The sequence below is a fragment of the Streptomyces subrutilus genome (assembly GCF_008704535.1).
Taxonomy (GTDB): domain Bacteria; phylum Actinomycetota; class Actinomycetes; order Streptomycetales; family Streptomycetaceae; genus Streptomyces; species Streptomyces subrutilus.
Genome location: NZ_CP023701.1, coordinates 995,496 through 1,013,951 on the forward strand (window position 1 = coordinate 995,496; position 18,456 = coordinate 1,013,951).

Here is an 18,456-nt window from a genome sequence, read left to right on the forward strand (position 1 = left end):
CGCCCGGCGGCCCGCACCCCGCGGGCCGCCGGGCGGCGGGCCCGGTGCCGGAAGGAACAAGGAACCCCGCATGACGACCTCGTACCCCGCGGCCGCGGCCCCGACGGCCCCGGACGCAGCGCACCCGGCCGCGTCCACCACCGCGTCCACCACCGCGCGCGGCGCCGCCCCGGCGCCGGCGCGCCGCCTCACCCCGCTGGCCGCCCTGGTGGCGGTCTCCGGGATCTCCTCCCTCGGCATGGCGATGACCCTGGTCGCCGTGCCCTGGTTCGTCCTGCAGAGCACGGGCAGCGGCACCAGCACGGGGCTCGTCGCCGCAGCCGAGGTGGTGGGGCTGCTGTGCTCCGCCGTGCTCGCGGGCCCGGTGGTCGACCGGCTGCCCGTCCGCACCGCGAGCGTCGCGGCCGACCTGCTGACGGCGCTGGCCATCAGCCTGATCCCGCTGCTGCACGCCCGGGACGCCCTGCCGCTGCCCGTCCTGATCGCCCTGGTCTTCCTGGTGGGCGCCGCCCGCGGGCCGGCCGACACCTCGAAGCAGTTGCTGCTGACGGACGCCATGGCCCGCGCCGGGGTGAGCGCGGAACGGGCCACCGGCTGCGTCGAGGGCGCCCGCCGGATCGGTCTGATGGCCGGTGCGCCGCTGGCGGGCCTGCTCATCGCGACCGTGGGCCCGGTGCGCACGCTGTGCGCGGACATGGCGGCCATGCTGCTGTGCGCGGCGCTGGTGGCCGTCCTCGTGCCGGCGGCCGCTCGCCGTCCGCTCCCGGCCGCCGACGGCGGTGGGGCGGGCTCGTACGGGGCGCAACTGCGCGTCGGGCTGGGCCGGTTGCGGCGCGACCGGCTGCTGGGGGCGATGACGGCGGTACTGCTGCTGACCAATGCCCTGGACGGCGCCCTGAACGGGGTGCTCTACCCGGCGTACGGGACCCGGGTGCTCGGCAGCAGCGCCCTGTTCGGCGCGATGGTGACGGCCGTGGGGACCGGGGCGCTGCTCGGTGCGGCGCTGTACGGGTGGGCGGGCCACCGGATGCCGCGCCGCGCGGTGTTCGTCGGCGCCTTCGTGCTCGTCGGGGCGGTGCGGTGCGCGGCGCTGGCCGCCGAGCCCCGGCTGCCGGTGCTGCTGGCCGTGCTGGCCCTGTCCGGGATCGGGTCGGGGATCGTGGGGCCGCTGATGATGTCGGTGGCCTACGAGCGGGTGCCCGGGGACGTGCGGGGCCGGGTGTTCGGGCTGCTCCTCGCGTGCGCCCTGGCCGCGACCCCGCTGGGGATGCTGGGCGCGGGCGTGGTGCTGGACGCCTGGGGCCTGGTCGCGGCGCTGCTGGGCACCGGGGCGGTGTACCTCGCGGTGACGCTGGTCCCGCTGGTGTTCCCGGTCTGGCGGGAGCTGGACGTCCGGGCGGCGCCGGAGGCGGATGCGGAGCGGGAAGCGCCGGGGAAACGAGAGGAATGCGAGGTTCCGGGGCCTTCGACCGCCCGCGAAGGGGCTCCCGCCGGAGCGCCCTGAAGCCGAACAACGCTCGAACTAAACACGCTTGTCCCGATTTGCCGCCCCTCACCTTAGCGCCCGGCAGCTTGATGAACACCGCGACGTGGGCTCGGGGGTCCCGGCTCACGGCAAGGTTGCACCTGTACCGACCAACCGGCGCGAACCGCCCACGAAGCGGTGCGCGTCCGCACCAGACCACCTGCACCCGGGGGAACCCATGTTCAAGCGTTACGTCATCGCCCTGTCCGTCGCGGGCGCCGCCCTGCTGCTGCCGGCCGCCGGCGCCGCCCAGGCCGCCGACACCAGCACCACGGTCGCGGCCGAGGGCGACGGCGCGCCCGCCGACCCGGCGGCGCAGCCGGTCCGGACCCCCTCCGGCATCCACGTCGTCATCGGCGCCACCGGGGGCACCACCCGGCTGAGCGACCCGACCGACAGCTCCTGGGGCGGCTGACACCGCCGGTCCGCGACGGACCGGCGAGGGGGGAACACACGAAGGAGGGGGAGGGAGGCCCGCGACCACGGGCCTCCCTCCCCCTCCTTTCACGTACCGCGGGGACCGCGCACCGTACGGGCCCGCCGCGCGGCGCACGGCCGTACGCCGGTCAGACGGCCCGGCTGCGCAGGGTGATGACGGCGTACCGGGCCCGGGGCGTGCACTCGGCCCGGCGCGACCAGCGCGCCGGGACGTACAGCACCTCGCCCGGCAGCAGCCGGCACTGGAAGGACGCGGGCAGCCCGTCCTCGCCGGGCCCGGCGAGCCGCCAGGTGCCGGCGCCGGCGATCTGGTGGATCAGCAGGTGCTCGCGGCCCCCGGTCTCCCCCGTCCCGGCCGGCCCCGCCGGGTCGCTTTCGGCCGCGGCCGCGGCGGACCGCTCCAACCGCTCCAACCGCTCCAACCGCACGGACAGGCCGGTCAGCGCCGCCAGTCCGCCGGTGAACCGGGCCAGTTGGGCGGGACGCACCCCGCCCTCGCCACCCGCACCGCTGCCGCCGGCGCTGCCGTCACCGGCGCCGTCACGGCCGCCGTCGCCGTCCGCGCGGAAGGCCGGATTGTCGTACTCGGGCCACAGCACGCCGGGCGCCCGGTCCAGGTGGACCGACAGGAACAGGGCGAGCTCCCGCAGGTGGGGGGCCGCCCGGTCGCGTCCTTCGTCCGGCATGTCCATTCGGTGTCCTCATCGCTTGCGCCGACCGGCTGCGCGCCGCGCCGGGCGCGCCGGGCTGCGGCACGTTCGCGGCGGCGGCCCCACAGCTCTCATTCGGTGCAGCATGCGGCACGCCGGGGCGCCGCCGACAGACACGAGAACGCGTGACACGGCCCCCGGCCGCCGGTCCCCGCGGGCCCGGGACCGTACGGGCAGCGGCGGTGGACCGGCCGGGCAGCGGTCCGGTGCGGACGGGAGGGCGGCGGGTGCCCGGAAGGGCGCCCGGCCTACTCCGGCTCCACCGGGCCGGCCGCGGCGTCCAGGTCCAGCAGGCCGCGCGCGGCGGCGGCGACCCCCGCCTGGAAGCGGCTCCCGGCGCCCAGCTCCTGCATGATGTCCGCGATGTGGCGGCGGGCCGTGCGCAGCGACATGCCCAGCCGCCGGCCGATGGCCTCGTCCTTCAGTCCGGCCGCGAGCAGCCGGATGATCGTCTCGTGGATCTCCCGGGCCACCTCTTCGAGCCCCTGGCCCGCGGCGGCCGAGAAGGGCGACGCCAGGTCCCAGGTCTGGTCGAAGATGTCGCACAGGTAGGCCACGGTGGACGGTTCGCGGATGACCACGGCGCCCCAGCTGCCGTCGGTCACCGGTATGAACGCCAGCTCCCGGTCGAAGGCGATGAGCCGGCCGAAGAGCTCGTGCGCGGTGCGGTACTGCGCGCCCAGGGCCGAGGCCGCCGAGACGTAGGCCTGGCTCGGGCCGTTGAACCGGGCGGTGTGGTGGTACAGCGTGCGGATGGCGATGCCCCGTTTGAGCATCTCCTCGTCCCGCCGCAGCGCCTCCTCCATCGCCTCGGGCACCCGGCTGCCGCCCCCCGGCTGCGAGCTGAGCATCTCGGTCCGGCACGCGAGCGAGGCCCGGTTGAGCGCCCCGCGCACCTCCTCCAGGCTCTCCAGGACCTCCAGCGACTCCCCCGCCGAGCGGCGCCCCAGATAGTGCGGGAGGAAGCGCCCGAGGTCCTCGCGGATGCCGCTGATCGCCCGTTGCTGCTCGCGGATCTGCACCTCCAGCGGCGCGACGAGCTGCTCGGCGGCCGTGTCCGGGGCCACCGCGAAGGCCACCGACGGATCCCCCGGACTGACGTGCAGCAGGCGCGAGGCGCGCAGCCGTGCCACGCTGCGCCGGATCGCGTCCGGGTCGCGCCCCGTACCGGCGGCGACGGCGACCACGTCCACCGTCCGGTGTTCGAGCACCCAGCCGTAGACCTCGATGTCCACGTCGACATCGTCCGGATCAGACACCACATCAGAAGTTAGCATTGGCCCACTTTGCCCTTTTCGCCCCCGGTCGCTTTACTGCCAGGCACTTTGGTGAGGTGCCCGCCCCCTGGCGCCAGGATATGCAGGACGAAAGTCTGGACCGGACGAACGACGGCGGCTCACCGGCCTCTTCCGGACCCGGACGGCCGAAATGGCGCGATCCCGCTCCGCGGGACCGCGCCACCGGCCGGGCGGGGGCCGACCGCCCCGCCGCACCGTCTTCCCCTCCCACCCCACCCGGACCACGGAGTGCCTCATGCTCGACAGCACGCTCACCGCGCCCGCCGCCGACCTGCCCGCCCTGACCCCCCGCGAGCAGGAGGTCCTCGCCTACCTCGCGCAGGGGGACACGTACCGGATGATCGCCCGGCGGATGGGCCTGAGCCCGCACACCGTCGACACCTATCTGCGCCGACTGCGCAGCAAGACGGGCGCGGTCAACCGCACCCAGCTCACCCACCTCGCCTTCCGGCTCGGCTACTGAGCCGGCACCGGCCCGGTGTCCTCCTCGAACGTGCGCATCCGGCGCAGCGGGGAGCAGAGCAGGACCAGCGGCGCCGCCGAGAGCGCCGCCGCGCACAGCCACAGCGCGTTCCGTACGCCGAACAGTTCACCGAGGAGACCGGCCAGCAGACCGCTGAGCGGCAGGACGCCCCACACCAGGAAGCGCATGGTGGCGGTCATCCGGCCGAGCAGGTGCGGCGGGCAGACCGTCTGCCGGTAGGTGACCTGGCAGATGTTGTAGACGGTCACACCGGCCGACTGGACCAGGGATCCGAGGACGAACAGGCCGATGCGCCAGTCGTCGTCGGCCAGCGGCAGCAGCAGCCCGAACGGCATGGCCACCAGCAGCGACAGCCAGGTGAGCCGGGCGGAGCCGACGGCCCGCGTCAGCCGGTCCGCGGCCGTGGCGGCGAGCACCGAGCCGATGGTGGCCGTCGTGAGGACCCAGCCGACGGCCGCGGGCGGCAGTCCCACCGTGCGGGTGAGGAAGAGGACCTCCAGGGCCATCACGGCGCTCAGGAAGAGGTTGACGGCGGCCGTGTTCAGGGCGATGAGCCGCAGGATGCGGTGGCCCAGGACGTAGCCGAGCCCTTCGCGGATGTCGCGCAGCAGGTGCCGGGGCGCGGCGGGCGCCGGCTTCTCCTCGCGGGCCCGGATGCTGCCGAGCAGCACCACGGAGGCCAGCGAGGTGACGGCCTGGCCGGCCAGGGTGCCGGCGGCGCCGAGCAGTTGCACGAGGAAGCCTGCGATGCCCGGACCCGCGAACTCCGCTCCCGAACGGACCGTCTCCAGCTTGGAGTTGCCGGCGATCAGGGTGTCGCGGCCGACGAGGGTCGGCAGGTAGCTCTGGTCGGCCACGTCCCCGAAGAGCCGGGCGCAGCCGAGGAGCAGGGCGACCGCGTACAGCAGCGGCATGGAGTGCAGGTCCAGCAGGTAGGCGACGGGCAGGGCGGTCAGCAGGACGGTCCGCGCCAGGTCGGCGGCCATCATCACCCGGCGGCGGCGCATCCGGTCGACCCAGGCGCCCGCGGGCAGCCCCAGCAGCAGGAAGGCCGCGTGTTCCGCGGCGGCCAGCAGGCCGGTCTGGAGGGGCGAGGCCTGCAGGGTGAGGACGGCCATCAGCGGCAGGGCGACGTAGGTGATGCTGCTGCCGAGCTCGTTGCAGATGTGCGAGGACATGAAGAGGCGGAAGTCCCGGCGCTGCCGCCGCTCCCGTGCGTCCCCGCCCTCGCCGGACGGGGCACCGGCGGAGGCGGCATCGGTCGCGGTCGCCGTCGCCGTCGCGGGATCGGTCGCGGGCACCGGCTCCGTCGCGGCGGGTCCGGGCGCGGGCTGGGGGGCGGATGCGTCGGTGGGGACGGACACGGGGGCGTTCCTCGGCTGGGCGCGGACGGTGTCCGCGGGCTGCTGGTTCATCGGGGGGCGAGGGCGGTCAGGGCCCGGGGGTCGAGCTTGCCGCCGGGGGTCCGCGGCAGCCGGTCCACCAGCGTCACACGGGCCGGTACGAGGTAGCCGGGCACGGTGGCCAGAAGATGACGCCGCAGTCCGTCAGGTGTGAGGTCGCTGCCGGGCAGGACGGCCGCCCACGCGGCCACCTGCGGCCCGTCGGGCGCCGTGACGGCGCGGGCGGCCACGTCGAGCACGTCGGGGTGGGCCGCCACGGCCGCCTCGACCTCCTTCAGCTCGACCCGGTGGCCGCGGATCTTGACCTGGTCGTCGGCGCGGCCGAGGAAGACCAGCGGCCCGCCGGGGGCGCGCCTGACGCGGTCGCCCGTGCGGTACATCCGCTCCCCCGGCCCGGCGGCGAACGGGTCCGCGACGAACCGCTCCGAGGTCAGCGCGGGCCGGCCGTGGTAGCCCCGGGCCAGGCAGGCGCCGGCCAGGTACAGCTCGCCGGCCGCGCCGGGGGCCGCCTCGCGCAGCTCCTCGTCCAGGACGTACGCGCGTACGCCGGGCAGCGGTTCGCCCAGCGGGATCACCTCGTCCCCCGTGAAGCCGGCCAGCTCCGCGGGGCCGGGCTCGTAGGCGGTGGCGGTGATCGTGGACTCGGTGAGGCCGTAGCAGCTGATCACCGGTGGCCCGCCCGCCGCCGACCAGCGCACCAGGTCGGCGGTGCGGCCGGCGTCGCTGCCGATGACCACGAGGCGCAGGGCCGCCGGCAGCGGCCGGGGGGCGCGCTCCACGTCCTTGGCCCACTGCGACCAGTAGGGGGTGGGGAGGTTGACGACGCTGACGCCGTGCGCGTCGAGGAAGGGCTCCAGCTCGGCGGGCGAGACCACGTTGTCCGTGACGAAGACGGCGGCGCCGCCCGTGCACCAGGTGGGCAGTGCCTCTTCCAGCGACACGTCGAAGGCGGGGGCGGCGAACTGCAGGACCCGGTCCGCCGCGCTCAGCCCGTACCGCTCGGCGAGGGTGGCGGCCTGCGCGGCGAGGCCCGCGTGGCCGACGGCGACCGGCTTGGGCAGGCCGGTGGAGCCCGAGGTGAAGAGCACGTACGCGAGGGAGCCGGGGGCGGTGTCCGCCGGGCCGACCGGCTCCAGCGGCGCGCGGCCCGCGTCGGCGCTCCCGGTCGAGGCCCAGAACAGCTCGCGCCCGGTGCGGCGCTGCAGGGCCGCGGCCGTGTGCGCGTCGGGGGTGACGGCGTGCCGGGTGCCGGCCGTCCGCAGCAGGGTGCGCAGCCGTTCGTCGGGGGCGTCGAGGTCGGCCAGCAGCGGGGCCGCGCCGGCGTACCAGATGCCCAGCAGGCCCACCGCCCAGTGCACTCCGCGCCGTACCCCGAGCAGGACGGTGTCCTCGGGTCCGGCTCCGGCGGCGCGCAGCTCGGCGGCGACGGCCCGGGCCCGGCGGTCGAACTGGCGGTACGTCAGCTCGCCCTCGGGACCGCGGACCGCGGTGGCCTCGGGGGTGAGGCCGGCCTGGCGCGCGATGCGCCGGGGCACGGGGGTCTCGGTGCGGGTCATGGCGATGTCTCCTGGGAGGTGCGGGCGGGCTCGGCGCGGGCGGCGGGCGGGGACGCCGTGCCCGCGGGTGCGGTGCGCGGGCGGACCGGCGCCGCGTCAGACCTGGTCACGGGCGCGGGGACGCAGGGCCGGGCGGGCGGGAGCGGCAACGGTGGCGGCCGCGGTGGCCAGGCGGGCGGCGATGCCGGCCGGGGTGGGCGTCTCGAACAGGTCGCGGATGGTGAGGCGTGCGCCGAGTTCGGTGCCGATGCGGCCGGTGAGCCGGGTGGCCAGCAGGGAGTGGCCGCCGTGCGCGAAGAAGTCGTCGTCCATGCCCGCCTCCGCGATGCCGAGGACGGCGGCGAAGATCGCGCAGACGGCATTCTCGGCGGGGGTGTCGGGGAGCCGGCCGGCGGGCCGGTGGACGGCGGCCGGGTCGGGCAGCGCCTTGCGGTCCAGCTTGCCGTTGACGGTGAGCGGGAAGGCGGGCAGGTGCAGGAAGAGCGACGGGACCATGTAGTTGGGCAGGTTCCGGCCGAGCTCCGCGCGCACCGCGTCGGCGGTGGGCGTGCCGGTGTAGTAGCAGACGAGCCGCTGCTGGCCGGCGTGGTCGCGGTCGACGGCGACGACGGCCTCGCCGACGCCGGGCACGGCGCGCAGCGCGGTCTCCACCTCGCCCAGTTCGATGCGGTTGCCGCGGATCTTGACCTGGTGGTCCTGGCGGCCGAGGAAGTCGAGCTGGCCGTCGGCCCGCATCCGGGCGAGGTCGCCGGTGCGGTACATGCGGCTGCCCGGTTCGGCGGCGAACGGGTCGGGGACGTAGCGCTCGCTGGTGCGGCGGGGGTCGCGCAGGTAGCCGGGACCCACGCCCGTGCCGCCGATGAAGAGTTCGCCGGGGACGCCGGGCGGGACGGGCGCGAGGGCCGCGTCGAGGAGGTAGAGGCTGTTGTTGCGCAGCGGGCGGCCCACGGGCAGCCGACCGTGCTCCAGCTGGGCGTGCACGTCGGGGCCGATGAAGGCGTGGGTGTTGTCGTCGGAGCATTCGGTGAGGCCGTAGGCGTTGACCAGGGCGGCCCCGGGGTGGCGCGCGTACCAGCGGGTGCACAGTTCGGGGGGCAGCACCTCGCCGTTGACGATGAACCAGCGCAGGGCGGGCAGTTCCGGCGGGCGGACCCCGGTGTCCCACAGGTCCACGGCGGCGCGTACGAACGACGGCACGGTCTCCAGGACGGTGATGCCCCGGCGGGCGGCGTCGGCGAAGAGGGCGGAGGGGTCGCGGGCGGTGTCGCGGGACACGAGGTGGACCCGGCCGCCGGTGATGAGCGGGGCGAGCATCTGCCAGACGGAGATGTCGAAGGTGAGCGGGGCGTTCATGACGACGCGGTCGTCCTCGGTGAGGCCGAGGTCCTCGACCTTGCCGAGCAGGTGGTTGTTCATGCCGCGTCGGTGGACCATGGCGCCCTTGGGCTTGCCGGTGGAGCCGGAGGTGAAGCAGACGTAGGCGAGCGCGTCGCGCCCGCCGGCCGGTGCCGGCCGCCGACCGGGCGCGGCGGCCGTGTCGTCGAGGACGAGGACGGGCAGCCCACCGGGGACGGCGGCGGCGATCTCCTCGGCGCGGGCGCGCTGTTCGGGGGCGGCCAGCAGCCGGGCCGCGCCTCCGGTGGCGAGGAGATCGGCGGTGCGGGTGACGGGGCCCTCGGGGTCGAGCGGGACGTAGGCCGCGCCGGCGGCGAGGATGCCGAGGAAGGCGACGGGGACGCGGGCGGTGGGCTCGCTGAGCACGGCGACCAGGTCGCCCGGGCGCACCCCGTCGGCCAGCAGCGTCAGGGCGAGGGCGTCGGCGCGGGCGGTCAGCTCCGCGTAGCTCAGCTCCCGGCCGGTGTCGTCGGTGGCGGCGACGGCGCCGGGCCGGCGCTCCGCCTGCCGCCGTACCCGTTCGACGGCCTCCGCGTACTCCTCGTCGCGTGCGGTGTCGTTCCACTCGACCAGGACCCGGTGGCGTTCGGCGGCCGAGAGCAGGTCCACGGAGCCGGCCGGACGGGTCGGGTCGTCCGCGACGGCCGCCAGGAGCCGGGCCAGCCGGTCCAGCAGGGCCCGGGTGGACTCCCGGTCGAAGACGTCGGGCCGGTAGTCGATCTGGAGGCGCAGCCGGGTGCCCGGGATGGCGGTGAGCGAGAGGGGGTAGTGGGCGGCGTCGTGCGGGTCGACGCCGGTGACCTCCAGGCCGCCGGCGCCGAGGGCGGCCAGCCCGGCGGCGTCGACGGGGTAGTTCTGGAAGGCGACGCAGGAGTCGAAGAGCTCGCCGGCGCCCGCCAGCCGCTGGATCTCGACGAGGCCGAGGTGGTGGTGGTCGATCAGCCGCGCCTGCTCCTCCTGGAGCCGCTCGAAGAGCGCGACGAGCGGCTCGGCCGGGTCGATGCGGACCCGGACCGGCACGGTGTTGATGCACAGGCCCACGATGTCGGCGACGCCCGCCAGTTCGGGATCGCGGCCGCTGACGATGGTGCCGAAGACGACGTCCTCCGAGCGGATCTGCTGGCCGAGCAGGAGCGCCCACGCGCCCTGGAGCAGGGTGCCGGGGGTGATCCGGTGGCTGCGCGCGAGGGCGGTGAGGCGGTCGGTGAGGTCCTCGGGGAGGTACGTCTCGACGCGGTCGGGCAGCACCGAGCCGGGCGGCGGGGAGACGGGCGCGGTGCGGGTGCCGCCGGCCAGGCCCTCCAGCGCGCCGGTCCAGGCGTCGCGGGCGGCGGCCGTGTCGCGGGTGTGCAGCCGGTCCAGGAAGGAGGCGTAGGGCGTGACCGGGCCGAGGCCGGCGGCGGAGCCGTCGGCGTGGTGCAGGGCGAGCAGTTCGCGGACCAGGACCGGCCAGGACCAGCCGTCCATCAGGATGTGGTGGTACGTCAGCAGCAGGCGGTGGTCGAGCGGGCCGGTGCGGATCAGGGTGAAGCGCAGCAGCGGGGGCCGGGCGAGGTCGAAGCGGGTGGCCCGGTCCTCGGCGAGCAGGGCGTCGACGGCGGGGCCGCGGTCGGCCTCGGGCAGCCCGGACAGGTCCCGTTCCCGCCAGGGGGCGCGCACGCCGCGCTGGACGACCTGGGCGGGTTCGCCGGTGGCGCGGCGCAGGAAGCCGGCGCGGAGGTTGGCGTGCCGCTCCAGGACGGTGTCGGCGGCGGCGCGCAGCCGGGCCGGGTCGAGGGGGCCGGCCAGGTCCAGGAGCAGTTGGGCCACGTAGACGTCGCGCTCGTCCTCGTCGAACAGGGCGTGGAAGAGGATGCCGTCCTGGAGGGGGGAGAGCGGCAGGACGTCCTCGACGCGGGAACGGGCGGCGGGTGCGGGTGCGGCTGCGGCTGCGGGTGCGGGCGCGGGCGCGGCTGCGGGTGCGGGTGCGGCTGCGGGTGCGGGTGCCGGCTCGGTCTCGGCTGCGGGCGCGGGCGTGGGGTGGTTCACGGTGGTGTGTTCCTTCTGTGGTCAGGCGGACTGGGTGCGCCGGGCCCGGCGGACGATCGGCGGTTCCTCGGCGGCGGCGCAGCCGGGGAGGGCGGCGGCGAGGGCGGCGACGGTCGGGCCGGTGAAGAACTGGCGGATGCCCACGGCGGCGCCGAACCGCGACCGGACCTCCGCGAGGAGCTGGGTGGCGAGCAGGGAGTGCCCGCCGAGGTCGAAGAAGCTGTCGTGGACGCCGATGCCCTCCTGGCCGAGGACCCGCTCCCAGATCGCGCACAGGGCGCGCTCGTCGTCGGTCCGCGGCCCCTGGCGGTCCGGACCGGCGCCGGCGGCCGGGCCCGGTGCGGGCAGCGCGGCCAGGTCGGCCTTGCCGTTGGCGGTCACGGGCAGGGCGTCGAGCACGGTGATCGTCGCGGGCACCAGGTAGGCGGGCAGTTCGGCGCTCAGGTGGGCGCGCAGCGCGTGCGGGTCGGGTGCGGGGGCGCCCTCGGCGGGCACGGCGTAGCCGGCCAGGGCCGGTCCGGCCGCGGTGTCCACGACGGTGACGGCGGCCTGGCCCACCGCGGGGTGCGCGGTCAGGGCGTGTTCGATCTCGCCCGGTTCGATGCGCATGCCGCGGATCTTGACCTGCCGGTCGGCGCGGCCGAGGTACTCGACCTGGCCGGCTCCGTTCCAGCGGGCCAGGTCGCCGGTGCGGTACATCCGCGCGCCCGGGGGCCCGTACGGGCAGGCGACGAAGCGTTCGGCGGTCAGCGCGGCCCGGTCGAGGTAGCCCCGGGCGAGGCCGGCCCCGGCGATGTAGAGCTCGCCGGTGACACCGGGCGGGACGAGGCCGAGGCGGGCGTCGAGGACGTGCAGCCGGGTTCCGTCGAGCGGGCGGCCGATCGGCACCTGTCCCTCCGGCGCCTCCTGCCCCGGGCCGACGGCGAAGGTGGCCGCGAAGGTGGTGGTCTCGGTGGGTCCGTAGGCGTTGGTGACGGTGGTGTCCGGGCAGGCCTCGCGGACTCGGCGGACCATCGCGGGCGAGGCGGCCTCGCCGCCGGTCATCACCTCGCGCAGGGAGCCCAGTTCGGGCAGGCACCGGTCGGCGAGGACGTTGAACAGGGTCGCGGTGAGGAAGGTGCCGGTGACCCGCTGCGCGGCCATCAGGCGGCCCAGTTCGTCCACGTCGAGGTCGCCGGGGGGTGCGACGACGACGAGGCCGCCGTTCAGCAGCGGCACCCACAGCTCGTAGGTGGAGGCGTCGAAGGCGTGCGGGGAGCGGAACAGCACGCGCTCGTGCGCGCCGCCCCGCCAGCGCCGGTCCGTGGCGAGGGCGACGACCTCGCGGTGCGAGACGGCCACGCCCTTGGGGGTGCCGGTCGAGCCCGAGGTGTACATCAGGTACGCGAGGGCGTCGGGGTGGCCGGCCGCCGGATCGCCGGCCGCGGCAGCGTCGTCGGGACCGGCACCGGCACCGGCACCGGGGTCGGCACCGGCGCCGTCGTCGGGCCGCAGTACGTGCCGGGGCCCGGCCGGGACCGGTGCGTGCTCCGGGGCGTCGGTGATCAGGACGGCCGCACCCGCTCCGGCGAGCACGGACTCGGTGCGGGCCCGCGGGGCGCGGGCGTCGAGCGGGAGGTAGGCCGCACCGGCCTTCAGCACGCCCAGGCAGGCGGCGATCAGACCGGCGGAGCGGTCCATCAGCACGGCGACGGCCTCGCCGGGCCGGACCCCCAGCGCACGCAGCCGGTCGGCGATCCGGTCGGCCCGATGGTCGAGGGCGGCGTACGTGGTCTCCTCGGTGCCGCGGCGGACCGCGGGCCGGTCCGGGTGGGCGGCGGCCCGCTCCTCGAAGGCCCGGTGGACGGTGCGGGCGTCGGGGGCGGCGGGGGCGCCCTGCCAGTGCTCCAGCAGGTCGGCCCGCTCCCCCGGCAGCAGCACGTCCAGGGTGGCGATGGGCGCGTGCGGGTCGCCGACGACCGCGTCGATCAGGTGGACGAGCCGGTCCAGGAGGCGCCGGGCGGTCGGACCGTCGAACAGGTCGCTCGCGTACTCCAGCCCCAGGGCCAGCCCCCGCGGCTCCCCGGTCGCCGGGTCGTGCAGCTCCTCGACCTCCAGGGTGAGGTCGAACTTGGCGGTGTCGGTGCGCACCGCCTCCACCTCGGTCTCCAGGCCCGCGAAGGACGGCGGGCGCTCCTCGGTGCGCTGCGCGGAGACGGCGACCTGGAAGAGCGGGTGGCGGGCGGGCGAGCGGGCCGGATTGAGTCGTTCGACGAGGGATTCGAAGGGCAGTTCCTGATGGGCGTAGGTCTCCAGGGCGGCGGACCGCACCCGGTCGAGCACCTCGGCGAAGGAGGGGTCGGCGGAGGTGTCGGCGCGCACGACCAGGGTGTTGACGAAGAGGCCCACGAGGTCGGCCAGCGCGTCGTCGTCGCGGCCGTCGACGGGACAGCCCAGCGGCAGGTCCGTGCCGGCGCCGAGCCGGGTCAGGAGGGCGGCGAAGGCGGCCTGGACCGCCATGAACGGCGTGGCCCGCCGGGACCGGGCGAGCGCCGCCAGGCCGGCGTGCGCCTCGGCGCCCGTACGGGTCTCCACCAGGGCGCCGCGGTGTCCGGCCACCGCGGGGCGCGGGCGGTCGGTGGGCAGCGCCAGTTCCTCGGGCAGGCCGTCGAGGACGTCCGCCCAGTGGGTGAGCAGCCGGGCGTGCAGGGAGGCGGCGTCGTCCGCCGCGCCCAGGACCTCCCGCTGCCACAGCGCGTAGTCCGGGTACTGGACGGGCAGTTCGGGCCAGTCGGGGTCCTGCCCGCCGCATCGGGCGGTGTAGGCGGCGGCCAGGTCGCGGACGAGGATGTTCAGGGAGAGGCCGTCGCCGGCGATGTGGTGCAGGACCAGCAGCAGGTAGTGGTCCTCCTCCCCGTGGGTGAACAGCTCGGCGCGCAGCGGCGGTTCGGTGGAGATGTCGAGGGGCCGGGCGGCGCTGCGCGCGGCCAGGGCGGCGCGCTCGTCGGCCGGGCAGGCGGTGCGGGTCAGCCGCGGGGCGCCGGCGGCCGGGTCCAGGACGTGCTGGCGGGGGCGGCCGGCGTCGTCGGGGAAGACGGTGCGCAGGGCCTCGTGGCGGGTGGTGACGTCCGCGAGGGCGGCGTCCAGCGCGGCGGCGTCGAGCGGGCCGCGCAGCCGCAGTCCGGCGGGGATGTGGTAGAGCGCGCCGTCGGCGCCGTCGCGGGCGTGGAACCACAGCCGCTGCTGGGCGTGGGACAGAGGGATCACAGCAGGGCTCCGAGCTGGGATTCGAAGGAGTCGAGGTCGGCCTGGCTGACCTGGGCGAGGGGGACGTCGGAGGGGGTCAGGCCGCCGGCGTCCGGTCGTTCGGCGTACGCGGCGACGGCGCGCAGCATCGTGAACCACGCCCGCGCGAGCTCCCGTACGCGCTCGGCCGGGTAGGCGTTGCCCGCCCAGGTCCAGGTGGCGCTGAGGGTGAGCCCGTCCGGGCCCTCGTGGGCGGCCGCGTTGACCTCGACGGCGTGCGCCATGGGCAGGCCGTCGTCGGCGTCGTCGAGGGCGAAGGCGTGTCCGGGGGCGGCGTCCCAGTCGGCGCGGCCGCCCATGGGGAAGCGGCCGAGGTAGTTGAAGCCGATCTCGGGGATCCCGCGTCCGGCGAGGTCCGGTCCGGTACGGGAGTTGAGGTGGCGCAGCTGGCCGAAGCCGATGCCCTTGTCCGGTACGGCCCGCAGCTCCTCCTTGACCAGCCGCAGGGCTGCGCCCAGGGCCGGTCCGCCGGCGCGGGCGTCGTCGAGGTCGGGGCGGCCGAGGGCGAGGCGGACGGGGAAGACGGTGGTGAACCAGCCGACGGTGCGGGAGAGGTCGAGGCCGTCGGCGACGTCCTCCCGCCCGTGGCCCTCGACGTCGACGAGGACGGCGCCGTCCTCGTCAGGGCCGGCCGCCGCGTCGGCGTCCGCGCGCCGCCAGTCGAGCACCGCCAGTGCCAGGGCGGTCAGCAGGACGTCGTTGACGGAGCCGTTGACCAGGCCGGGCGCGGTGGTGAGCAGCGGCCCGGAGACCTCCGGCCCGAGGGTGAGGGTGTGGGTGTGCTCCGCGCTCTCCGGGTCCAGGCCGCCCGGCGCCCGGACCCCCGCCAGGGGGTGCGGGTCCGGGCGCAGCGCGGCGGCCCACCGCCCCGCCTCGGCCGTCCTGCGGCCGGAGGTGGCGTCGGCGCGCAGCAGGTCCGCCCAGTGCGCGAAGGGGGTGCGCACCGGGGCGGGTGCGGGATCGCGGCCCTCGGCGAGGGCCGCGTGGACGGACCGGAGGTCGTCCTGGAGGATGCGCCACGAGACGCCGTCCACGACGAGGTGGTGGACGACGAGGGCCAGGCGGCCCTGGCGTGCGGGGCCGCGGTCCAGGAGGACGGCGCGCAGCATGTGGCCGTCCCGGGGCGAGAGCAGCCGGCGGGCCGCCCGCATCCGCTCCCGGGTCAGGGCGGGCAGCGCCTCCTGCGCGGTGTCGCGGGCGTCGACGTGTTCCAGCAGGTCGGCCGCGGCCACCGAGCCGGCGGGCGGGACGACGGGCTCGGCCCCGGCCGCGCCGGTCCCGTCCGTCGCGCCGATCCCGGCGGGCAGGCGCAGGCGCAGCATGTCGTGGGTGTCGAGCAGGGCCTGGACGGCGCGTTCGGCGGCCGCGGCGCCGAAGCCGGGCGGGGTGAGCAGGACCAGGGACTGGTTGTAGGTGTCGACGGGGCCGCCCAGCTCGCCGAGCCACCGCATGATCGGGGTGGGGGCCAGCGGGCCGAGGGCGCGCGGGGGCGCCGTGGGGCGGGCGTCGTCCCGGGCCCGGTCGTGGGCGCGGGCGGCGGCGGCCAGGGCGGTGACGCTCTCGGAGCGCAGCACGTCCCGGGTGCTGACGGCCAGGCCGGCCGCGCGGGCGCGGCTGACGACCTGGATGGCCTGGATGCTGTCGCCGCCCAGCCCGGTGAAGCTGTGCCCGGGCTCGACGCCGACGCCGAGGACCTCGGCGAAGAGGGTGCGCAGGGTCTGGACGTGGTCAGTCACGGGGCGTCGTCCCGGCCAGGGCGGCCACCAGGGAGGCGGGGCGCATGTCGGTCCAGACGCGCTCGACGTGGTCCAGGCAGGCCTGGCGGCCGTCGGGGCCGTGCACCACGGTCCAGCCGGCGGGGACGGCGTTGGCTGCGGGCCACAGGGAGTGCTGGAGTTCGTCGTTGCGGACCACGACGTAGGCGGCGTTGTCGTTCTCGAAGGGGTTGCTCATGGCAGGTCACCTCACGGGTCGGGGTGCGGCCGTACGGGTCGTACGGCGCGGTGGTGGTTCCGGCGGAGCCGGACGGGTCGGTGTGGTGCTCGGTGGGGCGGCGGGCCCGGTTCAGGGGCGCGGGCCGGCCGTGATGTCGAGGTGGAGCAGGGCCCGGGCCTCGTCGAGCGCGGCGTGCACGCCCTCGGGCAGCGGGTGCCGGGCGATGACGTGCCCGAGCCGGTCGGAGGCGCTGCGCGGCCGCCGTACGGCGGTGCCCGGCGCGGCGGTGACCAGGACCGACTGGACGCCGTCGACGGCGGCGGCGGCCTCGGCGCCGCGGGCTGCGGCGAGGGTGCCGTCGGTGTCGGCGAGGAGGAACTGGATGCCCGCGTGCCCGGCGGCCTCGGCCTTGAGCCTCGGTGCGCGGCCGAGGGAGGCGCGCAGTTGCTCCTGGAGCAGGTCGAGTCCGGTGGCCAGCCTGATCAGTTCGGGGATCATGCCGCCGGCCGGACGGGGGTTGATCTCGATGAGCGCGGGGCCGTCCGCGGTCAGCTTGACCTCGGTGTGGGTGGCGCCGAGCCGGACGCCTGCCGCGTCCAGGGCCGCGGTCACCGTCTCGGTGATCCGCTGGGCGGTGGCCGGCGGCAGTGGGGCCGGGAACAGGTGGCGGTGCTCGACGAAGTGGGGGGTCGCGGTGACGGACTTGGCGGTGATGCCGACGCACTCGGCGCGCCCGTCCCAGCTGAACATCTCCACGCTGTACTCGGGTGCGTCGAGGTACTCCTCGACCAGGACCGTCCGGGCGGTCGGCATGCCCCGCACGTTGGTGCCGATCGCCAGGACGCGCTGCGCGTGGGCGCGGACCTGGGCCTCGTCGGTGCAGAGCAGCACGTTGGTGGAGCCGGAGTCGTCGGCCGGCTTGACCACGCAGGGCAGCCCGGTGCGGGCGACGGCCGCGGCGACGTCGCCCGGTGCGCGGACCAGGGCGTAGCGGGGCTGGCGGACGCCGGCCGCGTGCAGGGCCTCCCGCAGGGCGGACTTGTCGCGGCAGACGGCCATCGCCCCGGGCGGGTTGCCGGGCAGGCCCAGCCACTGGGCGAGCAGCGCGGCGGACGGTACGTAGAAGTCGCTGGTGGTGGTCACCCCGGCGATCTCCTCGCGGCGGAAGCGCTCCTGGACGGCGGCGCGCAGGGCGGCGGCGGAGTTGGTGTCGCAGCGGACCACCTCGGCTCCGGTGGCCTCCAGCCCGCGGTAGCGCCCGGGGTCGCCGGTGAGCAGCACCGGTACGGTGCCCAGTTCGCGGGCCCGCTCCAGTGCGAGCATGCCGGTGCCGGTGGTGTTGGACTCGACGAACAGGAGGTGGCGGCGGAGGTCGGCGGGGGCGCTGTAGGCGAGCCGGGACCAGGTGCGGGCGGTCTCGCCGGGGTCGAGGGCGGCCGGCGCGGTCGCGGTGGGGACCTCGCGCAGAGCGTGGGCCTCCCAGTGCGCGTCGTTGTAGACGGTGTCGGCGTACCGGTCGCCGCGGTCGGGCAGGATGCCGACGATGCGGGTGCCGGGCTCGGCGCGCTCGGCGAGGCCGGTGAGGACGCGGTAGACGGAGCCGGAGGTGTTCCCACCGAAGATCTGCTGCTCGCGGGCGAGGTCCCAGGTCGCGGCGAAGGCCTCGTGGTCGTTGAGCCAGTGCACCTCGTCGACGAGGGTCCGGTCGAGGTTCTTGGGCAGCAGGCTGTTGCCGAGGCCGCTCTGCAGCCGCTGCGGCACGTCGGGCTGGCCGAAGAGGGCGCTGCCCACGCAGTCCACGCCGACGACGTGCAGCCCGGGCAGGGTCTCGCGCAGTGCGCGGGCGGTGCCGCACAGCGAGCCTCCGCTGCCCACGGCGCCGACGAGGGTGTCGAACCGGGCGAGGTCGGCCAGGAGTTCACCGGCGAGCGTGCGGTAGGCGCCGGGGTTGTCCGGGTTGGTGTACTGCTGCGGCCAGAAGGCTCCGGGCAGTTCCTCCAGCAGTTCCGCGAGGCGTTCCAGGCGAGCGCTCTGCCAGCCGTGGCTGGTCATCGCCTCGACCACGTGCACCCGGCAGCCCAGGGCGCGGAGCTTGGCGAGGGTGACGGGGTCGATCCGCGGGTCGGTGACGATGTGGACCTCGTGGCCGAGGGAGCGGCCGACGAGGGCGACGCCCAGCGCCATGGTCCCGGAGGAGCTCTCGATGACGGGGGCGCCGGGGCGCAGGGTGCCCAGCCGCCGGGCTTCCAGCAGGATGTTGCGGGCGACCCGGTCCTTCATCGCGAAGAGGTTCTGCAGCTCCAGCTTGGCGTAGACCTCCACGCCGCGGGCCTCGCCCAGGCGGAGCCGGACCAGCGGGGTGGCCCCGATCGCGTCCGTCACGGTGTCGAACAGCATGG

12 protein-coding genes are annotated in these 18,456 nt (G+C 76.4%); 3 read left to right on the forward strand and 9 right to left on the reverse strand.

The features are described 5' to 3' along the window. The first annotated feature begins 70 nt into the window (after positions 1–70). Together CP968_RS04325 and CP968_RS04330 are read left to right on the forward strand one after the other, a co-directional pair. Entirely contained in the window at positions 71–1,504 is a 1,434-nt protein-coding gene (locus CP968_RS04325) for an MFS transporter (RefSeq protein WP_150516716.1), read from the forward strand. Between the two features lie 199 nt (positions 1,505–1,703). Continuing rightward, positions 1,704–1,940, forward strand: coding sequence for a hypothetical protein (locus tag CP968_RS04330; RefSeq protein ID WP_150516717.1), 237 nt, complete (start codon positions 1,704–1,706; stop codon positions 1,938–1,940). A gap of 151 nt (positions 1,941–2,091) precedes the next feature. Here CP968_RS04330 and CP968_RS04335 read toward each other — a convergent pair whose 3' ends face one another. After that, positions 2,092–2,649, reverse strand: coding sequence for a hypothetical protein (locus CP968_RS04335; RefSeq protein ID WP_150516718.1), 558 nt, complete (start codon positions 2,647–2,649; stop codon positions 2,092–2,094). A gap of 272 nt (positions 2,650–2,921) precedes the next feature. After that, positions 2,922–3,932, reverse strand: a complete 1,011-nt coding sequence (locus CP968_RS04340; RefSeq protein WP_229886297.1) for a helix-turn-helix transcriptional regulator — start codon at positions 3,930–3,932, stop codon at positions 2,922–2,924. A gap of 274 nt (positions 3,933–4,206) precedes the next feature. Here CP968_RS04340 and CP968_RS04345 point away from each other — a divergent pair, with 274 nt between their 5' ends. Beyond that, a complete protein-coding gene (locus CP968_RS04345) occupies positions 4,207–4,434 on the forward strand; it encodes a response regulator transcription factor (protein WP_150521710.1) in 228 nt (75 codons plus the stop codon). On the opposite strand, the gene CP968_RS04350 is transcribed toward CP968_RS04345, so the two are convergent. From CP968_RS04350 to CP968_RS04380, 7 genes are all read right to left on the reverse strand, one after another. Further along, positions 4,428–5,819 carry an MFS transporter gene (locus CP968_RS04350; RefSeq protein WP_208835975.1) on the reverse strand — a complete coding sequence of 464 codons (1,392 nt, stop codon included), beginning with the start codon at positions 5,817–5,819 and terminating at the stop codon, positions 4,428–4,430. The genes CP968_RS04345 and CP968_RS04350 overlap by 7 nt on opposite strands. Positions 5,820–5,866: 47 nt before the next feature. Beyond that, entirely contained in the window at positions 5,867–7,414 is a 1,548-nt protein-coding gene (locus CP968_RS04355; protein ID WP_150516720.1) for an amino acid adenylation domain-containing protein, read from the reverse strand. A gap of 96 nt (positions 7,415–7,510) precedes the next feature. Beyond that, the gene (locus tag CP968_RS04360) at positions 7,511–10,837 is read right to left on the reverse strand and encodes a non-ribosomal peptide synthetase (protein ID WP_150516721.1); all 3,327 of its coding nucleotides are present in this window, start codon (positions 10,835–10,837) and stop codon (positions 7,511–7,513) included. Positions 10,838–10,858: 21 nt separating this feature from the next. Continuing rightward, positions 10,859–14,083 (reverse strand): non-ribosomal peptide synthetase, encoded by a 3,225-nt coding sequence (locus CP968_RS04365; RefSeq protein ID WP_167536757.1) that lies wholly within the window; start codon positions 14,081–14,083, stop codon positions 10,859–10,861. Then, on the reverse strand, positions 14,080–15,858 hold the full coding sequence (locus tag CP968_RS04370) for a condensation domain-containing protein (RefSeq protein WP_150516723.1): 1,779 nt from the start codon (positions 15,856–15,858) through the stop codon (positions 14,080–14,082). Before CP968_RS04370 ends, CP968_RS04365 begins: the two co-directional genes overlap by 4 nt. Then, positions 15,851–16,075, reverse strand: coding sequence for an MbtH family protein (locus tag CP968_RS04375; protein ID WP_150516724.1), 225 nt, complete (start codon positions 16,073–16,075; stop codon positions 15,851–15,853). Before CP968_RS04375 ends, CP968_RS04370 begins: the two co-directional genes overlap by 8 nt. Positions 16,076–16,186: 111 nt before the next feature. Then, the gene (locus CP968_RS04380) at positions 16,187–18,454 is read right to left on the reverse strand and encodes a pyridoxal-phosphate dependent enzyme (protein WP_150516725.1); all 2,268 of its coding nucleotides are present in this window, start codon (positions 18,452–18,454) and stop codon (positions 16,187–16,189) included. Between the last annotated feature and the right edge of the window lie 2 nt (positions 18,455–18,456).

Bases quoted from the DNA above. Each gene is read 5' to 3' on its own strand.
- CP968_RS04325 (WP_150516716.1), top strand. From the start codon at position 71: ATGACGACCTCGTACCCCGCGGCCGCGGCCCCGACGGCCCCGGACGCA.
- CP968_RS04330 (WP_150516717.1), top strand. From the start codon at position 1,704: ATGTTCAAGCGTTACGTCATCGCCCTGTCCGTCGCGGGCGCCGCCCTG.
- CP968_RS04335 (WP_150516718.1), bottom strand. From the start codon at position 2,649: ATGCCGGACGAAGGACGCGACCGGGCGGCCCCCCACCTGCGGGAGCTC.
- CP968_RS04345 (WP_150521710.1), top strand. From the start codon at position 4,207: ATGCTCGACAGCACGCTCACCGCGCCCGCCGCCGACCTGCCCGCCCTG.
- CP968_RS04355 (WP_150516720.1), bottom strand. From the start codon at position 7,414: ATGACCCGCACCGAGACCCCCGTGCCCCGGCGCATCGCGCGCCAGGCC.
- CP968_RS04375 (WP_150516724.1), bottom strand. From the start codon at position 16,075: ATGAGCAACCCCTTCGAGAACGACAACGCCGCCTACGTCGTGGTCCGC.
- CP968_RS04380 (WP_150516725.1), bottom strand. From the start codon at position 18,454: ATGCTGTTCGACACCGTGACGGACGCGATCGGGGCCACCCCGCTGGTC.